3 protein-coding genes are annotated in these 2,771 nt (G+C 77.8%); 1 reads left to right on the top strand and 2 read right to left on the bottom strand.

Annotated elements, in window-relative coordinates:
* Positions 1-51: 51 nt before the first annotated feature.
* Complete coding sequence (locus tag ABD879_RS32390) at positions 52-582, bottom strand: AAA family ATPase (protein ID WP_345025599.1); 531 nt, start codon at positions 580-582, stop codon at positions 52-54.
* A 308-nt stretch (positions 583-890) separates the two neighbouring features.
* Here ABD879_RS32390 and ABD879_RS32385 point away from each other — a divergent pair, with 308 nt between their 5' ends.
* On the top strand, positions 891-2,225 hold the full coding sequence (locus tag ABD879_RS32385) for a phosphodiester glycosidase family protein (RefSeq protein ID WP_345025598.1): 1,335 nt from the start codon (positions 891-893) through the stop codon (positions 2,223-2,225).
* A 39-nt stretch (positions 2,226-2,264) separates the two neighbouring features.
* Here ABD879_RS32385 and ABD879_RS32380 read toward each other — a convergent pair.
* Positions 2,265-2,771, bottom strand: a 507-nt coding sequence (locus tag ABD879_RS32380; RefSeq protein WP_345025596.1) for a helix-turn-helix domain-containing protein, incomplete at its 5' end; no start/stop codon positions are given.

The following is a 2,771-nucleotide window of genomic DNA, read 5'->3' as shown; positions in this document are numbered from 1 at the left end:
CGGCGGCCTCCCACCCGCCAGCCGCGTCACCAACCTGTCGGGACAGAACAACTAGTCGAAGCGGATGGCCTTGAGCAGGTCGGCGGCCGAACGGTCCAGCACGGTGACGGAGGCGGCGTGGGGGTGGGTGCCGGTGCGCGCCCGTTCGACGAGGGGGCGCCAGCGGCGGCAGTGCCGCCGGTAGGTCGCCTCGGTCAGCACCCGGCCGCGCCGGAACTGGCCCGCCCGCGCGGTCACCGGGTCCACGTCCAGCAGGATCATGTGCACGTCGCCGCCGCGCCGCCGCGCCAGCCAGGCGAACGCGTGCAGCAGGCGCGGCCAGGTGCCGCGGGTGTGCGCCACCACGTCGCGGCCCTCCAGCACGGCCCGCGCGATGCGCCAGACGTGGGTGGTGTAGATCAGCGGCACGCGCGCCCGCGGCGGCAGGGGCCCCAGGTACCGCCCCCACCAGTTCCGCGCCTGCCGGGAGTCGATCACCCGGGTCCGACCGGCCGGGACCGGCAGCGTCTCGTCTCCCCGCAGCCCGTACAGCCGCTCCAGCAGGGTGCTCTTGCCCGCGCCCGGCAGCCCGGCGACCAGCACCAGGGAACCGGGCGGAAAACGCAGCTCGGCCTGTGGTGCACCGGCGCCCGCCCCTGCGCGCGCCCGGTCCGCCTCGTCCGGTTCGTGGATGCCCGTGCTCCCGATGTCGCCCCCCGGGACGTAGTAGTTGTGCTGTCAACGAACGGCCGCTACCGAATGTTCCGGCGCGCGTCCGGAGCGTCGGCGGAGCAAGGGGCGGGACGGCCTGGACGGGGGCGCCACGCCGGGCGCGCGGATACGGGCTCCGGGGCCGCCGCTGTAGGAAGATCACCACGTCGGCCGGGGGTCGCGGGGGGAAGGCTTGTCCGGTGATCAGTAGGTTTGCGGCGGTGCTCGTGACGGCGGGCGCGGTGATGGCCGTCTGCGCTTTCGGACCGGGACCGGAGTCGGGACCGGCGACCGCGAGGGCCTCCGGCCCGGGGGACGCCGGCGGCGGGCGGCTGCCGGACGTCGACGGCGCGGGGTCGGGGGAGCGGCCCGGCACGCCGGCGTCCGCGTCCCGGGCGGCGGTGCCCCTCGGCATGCGCTACACCGCCTCCCGGCGGGTGTCGCCGGGGATCCTCGCCAGGAGCTTCCACACCCGGGGCGTCGCCGGGCGGGTCGCCGGGCACCTCCTGGAGGTCGACCTCGCCGATCGGCACGTCGACGTGGGGCTGCTGCATCCGCCCGTGGTCGCCGCCCGCAGGAAGGTGTCGGCGATGGTGCGGGCGCAGCGCGCGGTGGCCGGGGTCAACGGCGACTTCTTCAACATCGGCGAGGTGCGTGCGGGCGTCGAGGCGACCGGCGCGGCCTCGGGCGCCGAGGTGGACCGGGGGCGTCCGCGCAAGGGCGCCGTGCCGGTCGGGCAGCGGTTCGGGCCGCCGCTGCCGCCGGCCGGCTCCGTCGAGGACGTCATCGGCGTGGACCGCAAACGCGTGGGGCACGTGTCGAGGCTGCGCCTGACCGGCACGATCCGCTCCGGCCGCATCGTCCTCCCGGTGCGCGGGCTCAACCAGTACGCGCTGCCGGTGGACGGCGCGGGGGTGTTCACCAGCAAGTGGGGCAAGGCATCGCGGCTGCGCGCGGTCTGCGGCACCGACCTGGCGCGCAACGCGCCGTGCAGCAGCGACGTGGCCGAGGTGACGGTGCGCCGCGGAGTGGTCGCCGACGTGCGCGGCACCGTCGGCCGGGGCGCCATCCCCCGGGGCACGATCGTGCTGGTGGGGCGCGAGGAGGCCGCCGCCGAGCTGCGCGAACTGCGCCGCGGCGACCGCGTGCGGGTGCGCTACCGCCTCGCCGGACGGCACCGCTACCGCTTCGCCATCGGCGGCTTCCGCATCCTGCACGGCGGCCGGCCGGTCGCCGGGCTGGCGGACGCGGAGGCGGCGCCGCGCACGGCCGCGGGCGTCAGCCGCGACGGCCGCCGCATGTACCTGATGGTCGTCGACGGCCGGTCGGAGCGCAGCGCCGGCGTCACCCTCGTCGAACTGGCGCGGCTGATGGGGCAGGCGGGCGCCGACGACGCGGTGAACCTCGACGGCGGCGGCTCGTCCACCCTGGTCATCGGCAACCCGCGCGGCCGGGCCGCGACCGTGCGCAACACGCCGTCCGACGGGGCCGAACGCCCCGTCGCCAACGGCATCGGCCTGTTCGTCCGCCGCTGAGCCCGCCCGCCGCCGCCCGCCGCGTGGCCGGCGGTGCGGTCAGGGGCCGGGGGCGCGGTGCAGACGGCGCAGGACCAGCGCCAGTTGCAGGCGCAGTTTTCCGTGCGGGCCGCGGACGTTCCAGCCCAGCAGCCGTTCGGCGTGCGCGAGGCGCTCCTGCAGCGTCGAATGGTGCAGCGTGAGGGCGGCCGCGGCGGCGCGCAGGCTGGCGGCGTCGGCCACGGCGTCGAGGGTGGCGAGCATCCAGGGCGCCGCGGCCGCGGCGCGCTCCAGCGCCTCCACGTCCGGCGATACGGGCGTGCCGGGGCCGACCGACTCGGCGAGGACGGCCAGGCCCCCCATCTCGTCGGCGTGCACGACGCGCGGGCCCGGGTCCTGGTCGGTGCCGCTCGCGGTCAGGCGCAGCGCGGTGCGCGCCGCCCGCCACGACGACCGCAGGTCGCGCACGGCGACGGCGGGGCCCACGCCCGCGCGCCGCCCGCCGGTCACCGGGGGAGCCGAGCCGGCGGCGATCCTCGGCTGCCCGTCCGCGAGGGCGACCGCGCG

The organism is Actinomadura keratinilytica, from assembly GCF_039539665.1.
Taxonomy (GTDB): domain Bacteria; phylum Actinomycetota; class Actinomycetes; order Streptosporangiales; family Streptosporangiaceae; genus Spirillospora; species Spirillospora keratinilytica.
Note: the sequence above shows the minus strand (reverse complement) of the source record. Positions and strands in the feature narration are given on the sequence as shown.